The organism is Catonella massiliensis, from assembly GCF_016651435.1.
Lineage (GTDB): Bacteria > Bacillota > Clostridia > Lachnospirales > Lachnospiraceae > Catonella > Catonella massiliensis.
In genome coordinates this window covers 2,900,689-2,918,346 of sequence record NZ_JAEPRJ010000001.1, presented here as the reverse complement: position 1 = coordinate 2,918,346, position 17,658 = coordinate 2,900,689, and the positions used below count along the sequence as shown (strand labels likewise).

General features: G+C 34.7%; 9 protein-coding genes. All 9 read right to left on the bottom strand.

What is annotated here, in order from left to right; all coding sequences use genetic code 11:
- Positions 1-50: 50 nt before the first annotated feature.
- Positions 51-1,403 carry an RNA-binding domain-containing protein gene (locus JJN12_RS13135; protein WP_208430107.1) on the bottom strand — a complete coding sequence of 451 codons (1,353 nt, stop codon included), beginning with the start codon at positions 1,401-1,403 and terminating at the stop codon, positions 51-53.
- A gap of 545 nt (positions 1,404-1,948) precedes the next feature.
- Positions 1,949-3,847, bottom strand: coding sequence for an ATP-binding protein (locus JJN12_RS13130; RefSeq protein WP_208430106.1), 1,899 nt, complete (start codon positions 3,845-3,847; stop codon positions 1,949-1,951).
- 20 nt (positions 3,848-3,867) lie between these two features.
- Complete coding sequence (locus JJN12_RS13125) at positions 3,868-4,692, bottom strand: HNH endonuclease (RefSeq protein WP_208430105.1); 825 nt, start codon at positions 4,690-4,692, stop codon at positions 3,868-3,870.
- Between the two features lie 9 nt (positions 4,693-4,701).
- Positions 4,702-5,397 (bottom strand): phospholipase D-like domain-containing protein, encoded by a 696-nt coding sequence (locus JJN12_RS13120; RefSeq protein ID WP_208430104.1) that lies wholly within the window; start codon positions 5,395-5,397, stop codon positions 4,702-4,704.
- Entirely contained in the window at positions 5,379-7,142 is a 1,764-nt protein-coding gene (gene drmB / locus JJN12_RS13115; RefSeq protein WP_208430103.1) for a DUF1998 domain-containing protein, read from the bottom strand. The genes JJN12_RS13120 and drmB overlap by 19 nt, the downstream gene beginning before the upstream one ends.
- Positions 7,142-10,609 carry a DISARM system helicase DrmA gene (gene drmA / locus JJN12_RS13110; protein ID WP_208430102.1) on the bottom strand — a complete coding sequence of 1,156 codons (3,468 nt, stop codon included), beginning with the start codon at positions 10,607-10,609 and terminating at the stop codon, positions 7,142-7,144. Before drmA ends, drmB begins: the two co-directional genes overlap by 1 nt.
- Before the next feature lie 19 nt (positions 10,610-10,628).
- Positions 10,629-13,358, bottom strand: a complete 2,730-nt coding sequence (locus tag JJN12_RS13105; protein ID WP_208430101.1) for a DEAD/DEAH box helicase — start codon at positions 13,356-13,358, stop codon at positions 10,629-10,631.
- Complete coding sequence (locus JJN12_RS13100) at positions 13,358-15,043, bottom strand: site-specific DNA-methyltransferase (RefSeq protein ID WP_208430100.1); 1,686 nt, start codon at positions 15,041-15,043, stop codon at positions 13,358-13,360. The genes JJN12_RS13105 and JJN12_RS13100 overlap by 1 nt, the downstream gene beginning before the upstream one ends.
- A gap of 9 nt (positions 15,044-15,052) precedes the next feature.
- Positions 15,053-17,641 carry a DISARM system SNF2-like helicase DrmD gene (gene drmD / locus JJN12_RS13095; RefSeq protein WP_208430099.1) on the bottom strand — a complete coding sequence of 863 codons (2,589 nt, stop codon included), beginning with the start codon at positions 17,639-17,641 and terminating at the stop codon, positions 15,053-15,055.
- Positions 17,642-17,658: the final 17 nt, after the last annotated feature.

Genomic DNA, 17,658 nt, shown 5'->3' with positions numbered 1-17,658 from the left:
CTCTTGCTAACTATTCGTTTGCCTGACTCTATTTCCTGTATAAATCAAATTTATTCGTTGATTTGCCAATGCCCATAACGCTTGCCACCAATGCGTTCTATACGGCCTTCTTTCCTCAAGATATCCATATAACGTATCAATGTTCTTCTTGCTATTTCAGTTCTTGCAGAAATCTGGTCAATAGTGCATGATGAGTCTTCCTTTATTGCTTCAATAATCTTTAGTGCCAAAGTGCCATCCAAAGTGCCACTAAGATTGGCACTTTGAGACTTTAGCTCTTTAGTTTTATCTATAAGCGCATTTGGGAGTGCCTTGAAATGTATCCGAAGCGCAGTACCGTTCAGCTCATAAACCGGAAGCTCTGTACCAAGTTCATAACATTCATCACAGATCTTCTGAATACCCTGTCCCCAGTTTTCAATATATCCAGCACGATAAAAGACATTTGCCATGTCAGGATTATAAGGTTGCGAACGATGAGGCTGCATAAATGAATCCAGCGTCCAACCATCCGGTAAAATACAAGAATTACTAATAATCATTGCGTCCTCTTCAATGCGAATCTGAATCGGAGCTCCGAACATGTAGCAGTTATGAATGATAGCATTATAAACCGCTTCACGGATGGCCTCCCGGGCGAATGGATATGTTTCGACACGGCGGTCATGCTCATAGGTTATTTTAGCTTTCAGGTACATCAAATAAATCAGATCAATGACTTTGCTCGCATTAACAATCAGCGATTCCTCCAAATCGTGGTGATAGACCACTCGTCCTCGTACATCAAATTTCCCAATCTTTACAAAACTGCCATTCTGAACTACGCTTGGATCCTTATAAAATAACAGCACAGCTGAGCGTTTCAGCTTACCATCAGACATCAAGTGCAATTTCTCAAGCAATTCTTTATTAGAAACATTCAGTTCTGCTTCGCTCATTCGCTTTCTTTTCAGTGCTTCAGTTCGAAAAATCTTAAAGCTTTCCTCATCCAAATCTTCTACAGTTAAATTGTCAACAGTGACATCTTCCCAGCGGAACCCCGTCTTTTTCATTATGAACTGAGACAGTGCGATCCCAGTCAACTGCTGCTTTGTAGCACCGCTTCTGTAATGAAATTCTCCGTGATAACTAATCGGAAAACTACTCGGCTCAACTTTGATTTCAATATAATCAAGTCCATCCTCGGTATGCTTATTGATATCTGCAATAATTCCAAGTCCAGCTTGAATCTTATTTGGAATATCTTCAAGCAGTTTCTTTACGTTCTTAACCCCTACAACTCTCCCATCATCATGCACACCAATATAGATAGTGCCACCTTGCGCATTGGCAAATCCGCACACCCATTTCAGGTATTCGTCACGCCATGATTCTTTATATTCAATATTTTGGCTCTCTGCCATGTGCTACGACCTCCTAATCTCATTACAAAAACTCAATATTTAATCTCTTCGGACGAAGTGCTCCTACAGCCGCAAAGTGGCTTGCTGAAATGATTCACTCGTTTGTATATTTGGCAATTATGTTACTGTTGTTAAGTGTAATATAGTGGTTATGATTCATGATATCTATCTCCCAAAACCATTAATTTACAGGACTATTATATCATGATATGGTTTTACCTTACAGGTGAATTGTAATAAAATATAAAACTATTAATAAGCCATGGTATTGTAGGCATTTTCATAAAAGTAAGGTTTTTAACTTCATGGGTTCATGAAACTTCTTAAGAGGACGTCCACTCTTTCCATACCATTCCGTGAGCTCATCATATGTAGGATTAGCATCTAAAATATGACGCTCATCTAATAAATTCATTTACTATAGAACCAACACGAGTGGAATACTTTACCTTTTTATATTCCTTAAGTAGTAAACGCGACTTTTATTTATCTCTGTTTCAAGTTAATCCTTACCACCTCTACAAGTTTTTCTTTGAATACAAGAATTATTCACCAACATTTTCATTTTTCTTGCTTGATATATTTTCATACATTCTGTACAAATCATCATTATATCTTCTTGCTTCAGCCAATAAATCAGAATAAGATTTCACGAAAATATCAACAGACTCTAATCCTTTTCGAACCTTTTCTGCTCCCGGTTCATATGTCATATTATCCGATATTAAGAATCCCTTAACATGACCCTGTGTTTGTGGAAATTGTGTCTCAATGAATTCTACATATTCAGAAATCTGTTGTATTTCCTTTGTTTTCAGTCTGATTCTTGGTCTCTTTAATTCAATAATATGAATAACTCCCGCACTATTGGTACACAAAAAGTCCAATCTTCTGTTACTGTCTGGAAGATCAGTTTCATCAGAGAAATTTCGTTTCAACAAATTTGTATAAGTTATTTCTCTTTCAAATTTAGACATCTTGGGATCTAATAACCATGGAAATTCTTCCAAGAATTTCTGGATTATATCCCGTTCCGATGCATTATCTTTAATAAATTTCTCAAACTGTTCAATAGTTTTTATTCTGCCAATTGTTATCTTAGCATACTCTTTAGCTTCTATGTTATTCCAGTCTGTTAGCAACCTTATAGCATGTTCATTATCTAATTCCTGAAGTTCATCTAATTCAGCTGTGAATTGTTTAAAACCCTCAAAACTGTACATATCTTTAATACAGCCAATATATTCTGCCGCAGTCTCTTCATTTATATCATCATTGTCAATAATTGCATCGGTTAGTTTTTTAGCTAATGTTTTTTCTGCTGGATTTAAAGTTTTTATCCATTCATCAACATTATGTCCATGAGAAGAAACCTTCTTTTTCTTTTCTGCTTTTCTTTCTTCTCTCCACTTCTTTTGAGACACAGACACAAGTTTTTTTAAAAGTTCCTTCAATTTATATAATTCTTCATTTTCATCTATATCCCAGGCAAGTGATTTTCTATCTGTAGAACAGTTGTCTACTTCAAAACTACTATCAATAAAATCAACATCAAAATACCCTGACATATATTGAAAAAAATTGTCATTTGCTCTGTCATCAAATGTGCTATGTTCCTGAACAAGCTTTCCTCTCGAAAACAAAACGATTCCTTGTACGGCCTTATTTAATGGTGTTTGAGAAGTATAGATTTTACCATGTACTCCCTTCTCTTTCCCAAACTCAAATAAATCCTTAAACTTATCAATTTCCGTATCAAAATCCTTTTCAAAGTCTTCTGGATATCTCCACACAAACTGGAATTTATCATCTGGAATATCATTTGACTTAATTTTATATTTTTCATCATCGTTTATATGTACCACAAATTTATCCGAATAAATATGAAATCTAGTCTGCAAGTTCCTGTATAATCTCTCGATATCAAAGTCTGACTTTCTTGATAATTGCTCAATTAGGAATGATGTTCCATTCTTTTCATCAGTTTCAACACAATAGTCTATGACAGAAGGTTTGTATACATTGCCTTCACAATCTTTTAATTGCTTATAATCCATAACAAAAGTATTTTTGATTCCAGATTTAATAGTAGAAATAGTTATTTTTTTACCAATTCCAAACATAGATAATTTGCCCAATCCTTTTTTCCCCAATACTTTTCTTCCACCTTCAGTTTCATCTTTATGCATTTCAACCCTACGATTTCTTCCGACCTTCAGAAAATGCTCATTTAATTCAGAAAAAGTCATACCCGTACCATCATCTGAAACCGTAATTGTCTTTTCACCTTCGTTATTGAAATTTATATATACATTACTTGCATCGGCATCCCAAGCATTAGATACAAGCTCAGCAATCATTGGTGGAATTGTCGAATAAAGTTTCACCCCTAAATGATCTATCGTATTTATATCAAATGTTACTTGTAATTCTTCCTGCGCCATTCTATAATACCACCTTTCTCCTAATTATCATAATAAAAATGATATATATTATTTGTATATGTCTTTATCCCTTTCTTTTGATTGCACTTACTGCACATTAACTGTAAATTAGAAACATCATTAAATCCGCCAACTTCTAATGGAACAATATGATCAAACTGTTTGTCACGATATTCTTCTACATCCATTATTCCAGATAAGTCTTTTTGGAACATTACACACTTGCACTTGTCTCGGTATTTTACCGCCGATTTTACCCAAGTCGGTATATTTTTTCTTTCTGATTTACCTGGATGAATATCTGAAATTAAAACATTAAATTGCATCAAAAAGTATCTATTTTGAAACAATAAATAAAACACTTCATTCTTAATACTGTTAATAACATCATAATAGTTACCTTCAAGATAATTAGTGTAATTTATTGCTACATCCAATGCATCAAACTCCTCTGGTGCTACATTCTTTGCAATCCAATCTTGCATCTTCTCTTTACAACCTTGATAATGTATTATTGCCAATTCAAATATAGTATATTTATATTCATGACTGTAAAAAACCTCATGATTATTATTAATAACATTTTCATATCCATCAGCTTCTATGGCAGCCGCTATATCTGATGCCTTATACTCATTTTGTTCAAAGAGAATTCTTTCCACTGTAAAATCAACAAAGCTTTGAAGATATGATTCTTGCGGGAAATCTTCTCTTTTACATTCACTTAGCAGCTCCGTAAACTCAGCTAGCGTTCCTACATAATCTAAATCAGAATCCTCGATAATATATTGAATCACAGAACAAAAATAATATGTATTAAAATACTTCATTTCTAATCTTCTCAAATATAACACCTACTCTCTCAATCTACTGAATACCTTCATCCTCACCATTTCCTTCATAACCTCTTCTATTTGCTTTGCCTTATCATGAGACTCAATCAAGAATCCCATCTCAATATTCCCTTGCATTCCATGATATGAGAGGTTTGCAGATGACACCAATGATTTCTTCACATCTGATACGATAAGCTTCGCATGTAAGGCTGCCATTTTGTCATCTTCCTGTTTCTGATATTCATATACCTGTAAAAACCGAGAACGATACGCCATCAATCTATCAAGAGCTTCCTTCTGCTTTTCAATATCATTTACATACATTCGAACATATATACCCTGCTGGCTTTTCTTGATAATGGCATCTAGCATTTCTGCAAAATAATCTGAAATTGAGTATCCAGTTATAGTAAGACTCTTTTCTGTATTCTCTATCAGCATTCGCATAGTATCTTTTGTTCTTAATGTTTTTACTCGGAATGAATCTGGTGCAGTAAGAACAAGGTCTGCATGTTCAATTTTCCTTGATGAATACATCTTCATACAGAGGCTGATTATATCTGTAATTTCTTCTTCGGAACAGTTAGTAAAATGATTCCTAAGTTCTACAATTACCTGGTTAAACTGCGCATTCACTCCATTTACGGAGTAATTCTCAAGTGCATCTGCAATTAGCCCTGCAATATATTCAATCTTTACACTTGTATTCCACATAAATCTCTCACCAGTTCCCTGAAATATCCCATTTCTTCATGTTCTGGCACAGGTACTACCAATGCTCTGTCAAGAAGTCTATTACCATTCTCACATGCAGTTTCTGAAATCATAGTGCACGAATGGCAGGCAGCCCCATTTAATCTGTCACTTGTTGGGTTTTTCATAAAACATTCTGGATCCGTTGTACAAGTTAGCCCATTTTCTAATGCACCTTTTAATAATGGTAAAAATTTATTCAACCCACCAAGTTCAACAAGTCCTCCTAATGAACCTTCCTTATCAGCTGCACCTGTATAAATTAATATACCACACATATCCTCACTACTATATATGCGCTCATGTAACGCAGATGACGAATATCCTGACTGCATAGACATTTCCTTGATTAGCATGTGAGAAAGTGTATGCAGCAATACATATTCTGCATTTCTTGGTTTGAAGTTTTCCCATCCCTTCTTCTGACAATATGCAGAGTAGCATTTCTCATATTTATCTGAACGTGTTTTTACACTCTCAATATGCATCCACTGGTTCAGCTTTTCTCTGCTCAATTCTATGAATATGCCTTCACCATTGATTTCAACTGCCGGAAGCCACTTCTCTACAGATGAACTCTTCAGCTTAACTATATGCGACTGCTCATCAACCTCTGGTTCTGGCGCTTCCAATCTTGTAAATCCAGTCAAAACCCTTACCTCACGTAATCTATGTATTTTGACAATTCTGGAAATATACTCTTTTATACTATCACTCAAAGCCACCTCTTCTGCCTTGAAATACTTAACATCATGCTGATACTCTACATCTTCATGATGTGTAATAGCTGCGTATTCCATTTCTTTAAGTTCAGTAATTTCCTTGATATTTTGGCTTAATCTATCATATGCTGCCTTGAAATCTTCATAAGCATATTTATCTGCAAAGTACTTATGATATGCAAATGAAAGACCCGCCTCTTCACCCATAGCTTCTACCAAGGTCTCAATTGTTGCTCTTTGCGCCTCCATAATATCATTAATAGGATTTGTCCATGGTGGAATTGATATAGCATTTCTTGTAACTGTAAAGTACACATTAGATGCACCACGCTGGCTAGGAACAACACTCTTTTTACATATTTTTGCTTTAGCTCCAGGTCTATGTGGATGATTACCGGAACAACACAAACCTGCAAATTTCTCTTTTTGCATGGCACCAGACATAACTCTCTTCGCGCCGCATTTACACTCCACACGAAGTTCTGCAAGCGATGAGGTATTACCCATAGATTTTAGATACATATCATCCTTACAACTTTCTTCGCCATAATGTACCCACCATCTCCAAGGAAAATCGTCCATATGTCCATCTTCGCATACTGTTATAAATCTTGAAGGATATGCCGGGAACCCACACTTAGGACACTTAACTTCGCCTTGATTATTCTTATACTGGTCAATGTCAAAGTAGTCCCTCATATCAAACAAGAACTTGCATGTTCCTTTTGAACACACATGGTAATAGGGGAAGGAGATAACTGGAATGTCCTCTTTTCCACCTGTCTTTGGCATAAAAAATCTACGCACTTTCATATAACTAGCCAATCTTGCATCTCTAATTTCTTTTCCAATATTATTAGTATCCCAGTACTCAATATCTAAAACTGTTAATGAATCATTAACAGCATCCATTATTGATCCTGGTCCATATGTAGTTATTAACTGATTTGGACGTACTTCGCCCAATTTCTTATAAAAATTCATCAGATACCCTCCCAATAAAATACTGTCGATGATTGCTCAACATCACGCATAGAGTTTAAAGTAGGCTTCTCCTTATCTCCAAAATATACGCCATAATATGTCAGTAATCTCTTCTTATCACCTGCTATTGTGTGAACAAAGTAAGATAACTTATCATCTTTTGCTATGCTCTTCCAAGTATTAATAAATTCATCAATTTCCTTTTCAGTATCTACATAAGATGATGGCGCAATTATCTTAACTCGCCCAAGAATCTTATCTTTAATTTCTTTAATCTGTTTATCAGATATTTCATTAATCCTTGAAGCTCCATCATTATCTGCCATTGATTCAACCTGTAATCTAAATAAAGAAACCACCAATGCATGTAATACTCTATCTCGTGCTCTAGCCGCAAATGGTGTTGCTGTGGTTCCTTCAACATATCTATACATCTGTGAATGGAAACCAACAAAATTCTCATAGTTGGATAAATCACGTGGTCTATATGGATTGTAAACTGTAAATATAATCCCAGGGTGCTGACGTCCCACTCGGCTTGTTGCTTGGATATATTCCGAGTTCTGTTTTGGCTGACCAACAACAGACATAAGTCCTAATCGGTCAACATCCATGCCTACAGCTATCATATTGGTTGCAATTACAACATCGTAGCAACCTTGTTTTTCTTTGTTTTTATCATAAGCAACTGCTAATTTTTCAAGAATCTGTGAAATCTCGTATGAAGGAATACGAGATGTAATCTCCTTTTTCCCTTCAAAGCTAAGATATCTCTGTTCCGGACTATTATATTTATTCTTAACAACACGAATACGGCTTGCAATATCGTCATCAAGAAGACGTATCGCACCGCCAAGTTCTCTTATACTATTAAAGTATCCTATTAAGGTATAATATGGATCAATATAGTCTTCATACTCTGGTTCTTTTGCTATATCCAATACTGTCTGTAAAATAACCGAATATAAACGAGTAAGTGTTGTCTTAACAGATTGCCCACTTGCACATATACCAGCATACTTACGGAATGGTTTTTGTCCTTGATTAACCATTTCTTCTATTTTTTCTTCTGAAACATTAGCTAAGTTATCTGTTGGAAGTGGTATTTCTTTAATAAAAAATGAGTCCCTAGTATCAAATCCACTTGGTGGAAATTGAACAAATTCATTTCTGCCATAAAGGAACTTAATCTGCTCTCCGGCATTTCTAATGGTCGCAGTAGAAACAACATATTTAGGGCGAATCTTCTTTCCATTCCTCTCAATACAGCACATTTCTTCTACTACAGTTTCATAACCGCCATAAATTGTTCCAAGTGGACCTGTAATGAGATGCAACTCATCTTGAATAATTAACTCTGGTGGATAAAATGGTTTACACTCAACTACTTTAGCCATTTCTAACCCTACTTTTGTATCTGCATTATGTTTTCCATAATGTTTCTCTCCAATAGCGATATGTCCACATCTATCACAAAATCTATTTGTCCTGCCAAAAAGCAAACCAACTTTCTCTGACCATGGAAGTCTCGCAAATTTATCTACAGTTGAAATAATCACGGTCGGACACTTTGCATAAATTTCCTCATCAACAAGGTATACCGGTATAGTTCTCCCAGTTTTTAATGAGAACATACAATTATCATCTGCACAGTGTATTTTTACATACTTTCCTTTTTCATTGATGTCATATTCACCTCGTGTGATTTCCTTACCACAATATGGACATTTAATAATCTGCTTTGTAAGCTTTCTTATAAACTCCTTCTTTTTAAATTGGTCAGTATTACTATAATCACTGAAATTGTTAGGAGTAACATTACCACCAACCCAAAATCCTATCGAGATTCTCTCCTTACCATATAACTCCTGATTCTTTTCGCGCAATTGTTCCATCGCAACAATAAGACGCATCAACCTATCTCTCTGCTGAGTTGTTAGTAAACGAAGTGTGTATCTTAAAAATACTGTCACACCACCGTCTTTCTCATATTCACTTTCATCTGAAGCAGTCAACCTTCTATATGCAATAGTAAATGCAATTAATCCTAAATATGCTTCCGTTTTTCCTCCACCAGTAGGAAAGTATAGCAAATCAACGATATCTCTCTCTAATGATTCTCCATCCATAATTCCATATAAATTCAAAAGTATAAAAGCAATCTGGAATGGTCTCCAGTCACTATGATCTTGTTTTCTGCCCTTTTCAGGTATATCCGTCATATAATCTCTGAGGCTGCAAGGAATTCCATTACCATAATCTTTTGAGAATGATGTAATACTCCTCTGTAAATACATTGCCTGATTCATAAATACAAAAGCCTGATAAGCCTTGTCATTTCTTTCGATTAAGTCGATTCCTGCATTCATTCTACGGTTAGCATCATTGCATTTATCTATAATTGAGCAACCCATGCCCTTAAACTTATCGTCTAGCATGGCTTCATTATTTACCAATATGTCTGTAATCCAACTTCCATACATAGCTGTCAATGTACGAAGATTTTCAATAACCTCCACTTTATTCTTTGGCGTGCCCATCTGCAACATAGAAAATGCATGCTCCGGCATATCATCTATCTGTGCACTTACACTAGGTATTTCATAATCAGGTATAAATGAAGATTTTATAGCAGTAGCATTTACATCTTCCTCTTTCTTTTCCCAAGTAGCAGCACACCCTCTACCTCTTGCATAAACCGGTCTGCCCTTATAGTAATATTCATCCTCTAATTCTACTTTTCTACAGATATATTCCGGTACGAATATAGGACTCATCAAATCATCTGCGATGAGTATCTCTACCTGAAACATTACTTTTTCATATTCTTTTTCATCACAATTTGACTTATCATTATTATGCAAATAAACTGATACCATCTTGTATCCGTTATCTAATTGCATCTTCATAACATAGATATAGATGTTTCCATTTGATTCAAGTGGAATCTGCTTTGAGTGACTAATCTGATTAAAATCAATTTCCACAACATCATTCATCTGCTCACGAATATATACAGTGTGTTTTTTCTTTTTCTTATTTTCAGCATCTTCCTCTAATGTTCCATCAACCACTTCACCCTGTACCTGCTCTGCATAATATTTGCCCCAATTAATATAAGCATTAATCTTCTCTACATCGTCTGGAACATAGAAAGACACGCCTATAGAAGACGGCTTTTGAAAACCACCTTTTATTCTATCCTCTGGTTCATCATCTTCAAAAATTCCTGCCTCCATAGATTCTCCATCAGCATCGAACTTCTTTTCCGTAAACTCCACATCATAATAATTTTCGTCTTCCGTAACAGCTGTATCAGCAGGATACAACATTCCTGTAATATAACTGCTTGTCGGAATTTCTTTCAATTCTTCGTTCGCATAAGAAGGTCCAATTAAGTCCTTTCGTACTGCTTCTAGTATCTTCTGACGAACAATAGCATGTTTAAAATCTCTTATATTTGCCATCTACACCCTCCGATTATTCTTAATCTTTAACAACAGGAACAGCCATACCTATCACATACTTGAATGTATTACCAACCACAATTTTGTCTCCAGGCACCAAACGATACTCCCAAGTTTTTCCGTCAGCATCTACCTGTGATGCACATTCGCACCACTTAATTGCAGCTCTTGCTTTTTCTTGAACCTCTTCGTTATCAGTTTGATTGACAGCCTTAACTTCAATCATATATTTTTTATTAGTAGTCTCCACCAAAAAATCTGGATTATACTGCTTTGCGGCCTTATAAAATAATCCAAGTTGATTTAATGGCGGCTTAATGTATCTAATTACTTCAGAATCCTCTTCTAGTACGACCGATAATCTTCGTTCATCATCACTATCAAACGCATTTTCAGCATAGTATGATTTCTTAAAGCCTTCGAACAAATACTGCTTAATATTTTTTTTGTCAGGTACTTCCTTCTTAAAATTCAAGCGTCCATTTTCCTTCATATTCTTTACAAAGGTTCCAAATACGATGAGAGCTTGCTGGACATTAAACACAAACTCAGTGTTCTCTTCCTTGGATGCATATATTTGTTTTTTTAAATCCTCAACCATCACAGTTGCATATCTGCGTACTATTTTCTTTTTCTCTTCATCTGTTCCACCAATCAGTGCTAAATACCTTTTTACAACATCAATGATAAATTCTGCATCATCTGAGCTAAATTCAGGAATGCTCTCCAACAATGAAACTGCAAGCATGTTCTCAGGATTATCAACAATAAGTGCATCTGCATCCAATACTTGTAACAGTTTTCCATTTATAGTGTCGTATCTTTCAATCCTTGACACAGCTACATCAAAGTCAATAATATTTCTTTTAACTGAAAAAGGCTTAAATGTGATTGTGGAACTATAACTAATTCCTATCTTAGGAACTGAAATAGCCACTCGCTTTAATTCCTCAACTTTTTTAATAAATTCCTGCTTCGCATATGGCAATACATTCTTCCCGCCAGATGATTTCTGTAAATCAACCTGTCTTACATTATCATCCCATTGTAAAATTAATGACTTCTCAGCTCTATCAGAAGGATTACTTATTTGAGAAGTCTCTGACTTGGGGCTGGTATTACCGCAGATTTCTACACTTTTGTTTTCGTTATAAAGTGAATCAAAAATAGACATCTGTCCACTGTTATCCTCAGATTTCTTTATAATATTATTCTTCACAAAAGCCTTTTGATACGCAGCAAATACACTTTCAACTGATTGTTCGTTATTCAAGTCCTGATATGACTTTACATTACTTTCTCGCAAGGCTTCATCAAACAATGAAATCTGTCGATTCTCAACAACAGGTTCTACCTTAACCATTTTAGTATCTGGTATATCTTCCTCATCAAGATTTCTTTTCTTAAATACAGGATTATTCCTAATATCATCTATAATTTCTCGATAATGATCATGTGCAACAATATCCAAAGTATCGAGTTCTTCTATTCCTGTTATTTCACCAAAAGGAAGCCTTAATCCTCTACCAATTGTTTGAAGCGCTAAGATGTCACTCTTCGCTGCATTAAGTGGAATAATAGTAAATAAGTTATTTACATCCCATCCTTCTTTAAGTTTATATACATGCAACACAATCTCGATTGGATTGATATTCTTCTCAATAGTAAGTAATTTCTGAATATTTTCCTCTGTCTCAGCACCACTGGTACTAGAATCAATTTCTATTACCTTACCTACATATCTTCCCCCAAAAAAAGAATCTGAATCTATCTTTTCCTTTATCTTTTTCGCATGTGTTGTATCTTTACAAGCAACCAATACAATTGGTTTTACCTGTTCCAGATTATTTTCAATACAGTATTTATACACGATGGACTTTCTTCGTTCATGAAGCTTAATTCCATCTTTAAGTTTCATTTCTTCAATATCATCATCTGAATATCCCGCTGTATTGGTTCTTCCCATTACAACAGGGATTTTCAAAAACTTACCCGCACCCTCTTCAAGACCATAGTGATAAATAATATTTTTATTTGTACTCTTAGGTGTAGCCGTAAACTCTAATCCAAGTACTGGATTTAAGTAATTAATAGCCACTTTTGATGCAGGTGCATAATATCTATGTGCCTCATCCATGCATATAACCAAATCATCAAAAGAACGGAGTACTTCAGCAAATGAGCCTCCCAAGTTCTCATTGAACTTATGAAACTTAAATTCCAAATCACCACGAGTAAAAATCTTCGAAATATTAAAAATGAAAATCTGTATTTCTGATGTTTTCTCTACTACTAATTCCTGCTGCACATACTTTACAGGATATGACAAATAGTTCTCTCCATCATATACCTTAGGTCTTCCCATTTCTGCTTCAAGACCTTTAAACATGTACTTTGGATGCCCTGGCACTGACTCTCTACGCATTTTGTCATAGATAGTATTTCCAGGAGCCAAGATGAAGAAATGCTTATATCCCTTGGTTTTATACAAATAATAAATACAGGCACCCATCAATCGAGATTTACCAATACCGGTTGTCATATCAAAACAGAATGACGGAAAATCAAATTCCTTATCTACTGCTATAGTATGTGGTTCTTGGCAATTCTCTGATGCTATTTTTTCAGCATCTATTTTAGAGCTAGTTCTATACTCAATCTTTGAGCTGATTGCATCAAAATATTTTAATGCCTCATATTGAGGGTCGCGCAGGCTCATAGCCCATTTGATTTTATCCACTGAACTCATTATTCCTGCACCTCACTTTCAAATTTACACTTATCCAATAAATCCTTCGGAATCCTCTTCACTTCAACATTTTCAGGAAGTATCATATCTGCCTGATTCTTCTTGCAATAAATAAGCAAACTCTGCTTCTCACCTAAACTCTTCATAACCGACATCACATATTTTGTATTCACGAATTCTTCTGTAACATGTATAAATCTATTTTCTGACGGATGACCTTGGAATTCACCAGATGGCTCATAAGTAAACCCCTCAATCTTACAAATAGCTTCACATACCATATCCCATGTATAAGATGGATTTATCTGATAAACTGGAAGTGCAGTGTTTTTTACAAGGAGTGGTTCAGCAAGTTCGTAAAACTTGTATCCTCCACCACCTTGCCAGTTTACTTCTTTTGAAATTCCACCTTGTTCACCGTTAATTACATTATCAAGTCTCACCTTACAATGAGTGTATGCTTGTTCTCCCATCTCTATTCCTATCCATCTGCGCCCCATTTTATGTGCTGTTGCAACTGTTGTGCCAGATCCCAAAAAACTATCCAGAACCAGATCACCCTCATCAGATGCCATTTCCAAGATTTGTTTTAAAAGACCTTCTGGTTTTTTGCCATTTGGAAATAAAACCAAACCTTCTTTTGTAACATTAATCCAACTAAATCCATCCCAATATGTTCCTATCCTCTCTTTTTTATATATTTTGCCTTTTATCAATTCAGCTGTATCTTTTAACCAAATAACTAAAACTTTCTGTTTTCCCATCAATAATAACTCTGTTTCTTTACCTTTATTTTTACCAGTTTTTGGAATATAAACTGCTCTATACATATTATTTTCACTATCTGTCGCATCCCAAATTCTTGTTCTTATTGATGTTTGTGCGTTTGTTGTTGTCATTATTTTTTTATAATATTTGCTATATACTTCTGCTTCAGTAATGCCTTCTAATTGAGCTACCTGTTTAACACTTTTTACTTCATAATCATTTACCTTAAAAATTTTTATATCATCACCAGCTCCATCTTTAATAGTTTTATAATATTCAAAGTCTTCACAACGATATAAGATTGATGTATACTTATAACTTTTCCCATCTTCTTTCATATTTTCAATATATTTCATCAACTCAGTTTTTTTATAAATTGGCTTAAAGCCAGGAAAAGAATCCATATTCTTACAATATATCAAGATATATTCTATATTCTTTTTTAATTTCTTATCTTCACCACCGCCGGATGCCCCAGCGCTAACTTTTGTGTTTACTGAAATCATGTTCAAAAAATTCTTGCGTCCAAATATTTCATCGCATAGTACTCTCAAATATGCCTGTTCATTATCATCAATCTGAATAAAAATAGTACCATCTTCTCTCAGGAGAGTTTTCAAACACTTTAATCTTTCATTCATCATACTTAGCCATTTAGAGTGTTCTACTCCATCATCATAATACTCAAATGCAGTACCAGTGTTATATGGAGGATCAATGTATATGCACTTAACATTTCCAGCAAATTGTAGCTCAAGCGCTTTCAATGCCAGTAAATTGTCGCCATGAATTAACATATTTCCATTACTGCTATTTCCAGTTGAATTATCTTCAACTTCTATCAAAATCCTTGGTTCCAATCTTGAATTTTTGTACTTGTCTGTCCAAGTCAGCTCTAACTTTCCCTTCTTCTCCATGGTATCCTCCTAAAACTTAATCACTATCTTTGTTATAAGTTGTGGCTTTACCAATATGCTTTCTTCAAATTCCTTCTGCATATTTACAGCCTCATCTTCCAATAATGACATTTTATCATGAAATGCCTCTATCATTTTTTGTTTCTGTATTTCTATATTCTCTATTTGTTTCTTTAGTGCAATCTTCAGCCTAAAATCACTTTCAGCTGCATATTTTTCTTTAATTTCATCTAATTCTGATGTATCTTTAGCTTGAAGTAAATATTCTTCTTTTCTTAGCTGTAGCCAATTATCCATCTTTTTCTTATTCGTGGTTACAACTGTCCTTTTAGACTCTGCGTGCTTCTGCTGCATAAATTCATCTACTTTATCAATATATGAAAGAATTTCTCGATTGTTTGGTGTATTCTCTTCCAGATACTGCTCCTGCAATTTCTCACAAAGAGCTCTAGCCAATTTATCCGTAACACCATATATTCTTCCAGTCGAATCAATAATTTCAAATACAGCCTCTTCGAGCAATTCTCCAACATATGAACCGCCTAATATCAAATAGCCATGTTGAATCCCCGGGATCTCCAAATCCATATTAACTTCGTAATACTTTGGATATGTTGCTTCTCCCTTTTTGCATCTATTATTCCAGTATTCGCACTGTGAACTATATTCTGCAATTTCTTGCATTATAGCGCCAAAATGAGATTTATGCTGTTCTTCTGTCTTATATGTAAATATGGATTTCAGCTCATCCATCTTCTTGTTTCTTTTCTTCTCTAATTCCTTTTCTAAAGCTTTGAATTGCTTTGTAAAATCAGCTACCGTTTTACATTCCTGATAAATGAGTGTTACTCTTTTTTCAAAATCTGCTCCACCTTCTAACAATCCAATAGCCTTATCCGATGCACCAAATACACCTTGAAATAGTTCAAATTTTTCTGAAAGAATTTCATATACTCTCTTGTCTGCTATATTCTGTGTATTTAGTAGATTGATAACTACAACATCATTCTTTTGACCGTAACGATGACATCGGCCTATTCGCTGTTCAATCTTTTGCGGATTCCAAGGCAAGTCATAATTTATAATAGTGTTGCAAAACTGTAGATTTAATCCTTCGGAACCAGAATCAGTTACAAGCAATATCTTGTATTCATCCCTAAATGCTTCTACTATTGCATTCTTCAATTCAACATTTCTACTGCCCACATACTTACCATAATTTCTAGCTTTCCATGCCTTATAAATCTGTTTCGTAGTAGGGTCATTTGTACTACCATTAAATTTAAGTATCCGCCCTTTATATCCGTCATGAGATAACTCTTCGTACATATACTGCTGCGTTCTAATAGATTCTGTAAATACAACAATTCTTTGCTGTATATCAGCCTCTTCTTGGAACGCAAATGCCTTTTTCACCGCAAGTTTTAAGGCTGTCATCTTCGCATTCCTTTTTATACCTTCAGCTTTATTAATAATATCTATTACTTCATCTATTTCATGCTGAATAAATTCATTTACCTTTTCTCTAGTATATAATTCATCCTGCTCACTATCATCAACTGTTTCTATTTCTTCATCGTCAAAGAAGCTCAGAAAGAAATCAATACTCTCATCTGCTGATTCAGTTCTAGTTGTCTCCTTTAAAATTTCAAGTCTTCCTTTTAACACCTTAAACGTCTCTGCAACTGCCATACTTGAGGATGCAAGTAATTTTCTAATAACAGAAGTAATAAGTGTTCTGTGAGAGTTGGGCAAAGCATATAAGATTTCCTTTTTCAGATAATTATTAATCATCACATAAAGCTCTATCTCCATTGGCGATAATTCAAAGTCAATCGTCATCTCTTTACGCTCAGAAAATTGAATGTATTCTGCTACTTCTTTTCTTAGAGTTCTTTGAACAACAGGTTCTAAACAAGCCTTCAAGTCACTATAATCTTCTCCACGCAAATACCTTTCTGAAAATACTGACTTGTTATAGAAAATCTTGTCATCGATATATTGAACAAGTCCATATATATCAAGCAAGGTATTTTGCATTGGTGTTGCAGTTAATAAAATCTTAGGGATTCCTTTTGTTAATTCATATAATACACTAGCCATTTTAGAGCCATTTTTATGAACATTTCTAAGTCTATGAGCTTCATCAAATACACAAAAATCCCAAGGTATTTTTGTTAATTCTGCTTTTCTCTTAGATGCAAAATGATATGAAACAATAACAACCACCTGTTTGTCATTAACTTTAATCAAATAATCATCCCAGTTGGAACTATCCACAATTAATGACTCAATATCAAATTTTTCTTCTAATTCAACCTGCCATTGCTTACGCAAGTTTGATGGCATAACAAGTATTATCTTATTTTTGCCACTACACAATAGATACTTAATAACCAGCCCTGCTTCAATGGTTTTACCAAGACCTACTTCATCAGCTAGAATAGCACCACCAAGTTCCAGAGAAGATAGCGCAAATGTGAATGCCTCAATCTGGTGTGGATTAATATCAATATCTGCCATGTGTAAGCAACTATAAGGATTATTATTTAATTCTTGCTGCTTTAACTCTGAATATGTTGTTTCAACAATTCCCATTTGCGAATTCCCCCTTT

What these genes read in the sequence shown, in the direction of transcription:
- drmD (WP_208430099.1), bottom strand. Translation starts at nt 17,641, where the DNA reads ATGGGAATTGTTGAAACAACATATTCAGAGTTAAAGCAGCAAGAATTA.
- JJN12_RS13130 (WP_208430106.1), bottom strand. Translation starts at nt 3,847, where the DNA reads ATGGCGCAGGAAGAATTACAAGTAACATTTGATATAAATACGATAGAT.
- drmA (WP_208430102.1), bottom strand. Translation starts at nt 10,609, where the DNA reads ATGGCAAATATAAGAGATTTTAAACATGCTATTGTTCGTCAGAAGATA.
- JJN12_RS13105 (WP_208430101.1), bottom strand. Translation starts at nt 13,358, where the DNA reads ATGAGTTCAGTGGATAAAATCAAATGGGCTATGAGCCTGCGCGACCCT.
- JJN12_RS13120 (WP_208430104.1), bottom strand. Translation starts at nt 5,397, where the DNA reads ATGTGGAATACAAGTGTAAAGATTGAATATATTGCAGGGCTAATTGCA.
- JJN12_RS13100 (WP_208430100.1), bottom strand. Translation starts at nt 15,043, where the DNA reads ATGGAGAAGAAGGGAAAGTTAGAGCTGACTTGGACAGACAAGTACAAA.
- drmB (WP_208430103.1), bottom strand. Translation starts at nt 7,142, where the DNA reads ATGAATTTTTATAAGAAATTGGGCGAAGTACGTCCAAATCAGTTAATA.
- JJN12_RS13135 (WP_208430107.1), bottom strand. Translation starts at nt 1,403, where the DNA reads ATGGCAGAGAGCCAAAATATTGAATATAAAGAATCATGGCGTGACGAA.